This window comes from Acidovorax sp., from assembly GCF_046291265.1.
Classification (GTDB): Bacteria; Pseudomonadota; Gammaproteobacteria; order Burkholderiales; family Burkholderiaceae_C; genus Acidovorax.
The window spans coordinates 1-577 of the sequence record NZ_JBKBTV010000173.1 but is presented as its reverse complement, the minus strand read 5'-3'; the positions used below and the strand labels follow the sequence as shown (position 1 = coordinate 577).

Here is a 577-nt window from a genome sequence, read left to right as displayed (position 1 = left end):
TTGGCCTCCACGCCGGCGCGGCGCAGCGCGATGGGCACGGCATCGGCGGGCGCCACCGTGAACTCCACGGGCGCACGGGCAGCATCGGCAAAGCCTGCGCGCGCGCACGCGAGATTGAGCACGGCGGGAGTACAATGACCAGCGTGCATGCGCGCGGACCGCGAATGCGTGCCAGGGGCGTGATGCCGCGCCGCTTCGCCTCCTCCGCGCTCATCAGCACCTGCACGGCCGCCACGGGCGACGCTTGAGCGTGTGCTGCTGGCGCGCAGCGGCGCTCACGTGCGTGAGCGCACCACAGCCGAAGCGCCGTCGTTGAGCGACGACGCGTTCGCCGCAGTGATGGTGCCGTCCTTCTTGAAGGCGGGCTTCAGGGTGGGGATGCGGTCAAACTTGACGTTGGCCACCTCCTCATCCACCGTCACCTCCACCTCGCCCTTGCGGCCAGCCACCTTGACTGGCACAATCTCGTCCGCAAACCGGCCCTCCTGCGGCCAAGCAGCGCGTATGCGCGCGCGTCAGCCCCAGTATGCATTGTGCGCACAGCACGCATGTGGCACCTTGGCAGCGGCCGCGGCGC

At 70.0% G+C, this 577-nt stretch carries 1 pseudogene; it reads right to left on the bottom strand.

Annotation, left to right across the window (positions count from 1 at the left end):
• Positions 1-281: 281 nt before the first annotated feature.
• Positions 282-488 (bottom strand): annotated as a pseudogene (locus ACK41V_RS23740) (acetyl-CoA C-acetyltransferase); the annotation flags it as partial.
• Between the last annotated feature and the right edge of the window lie 89 nt (positions 489-577).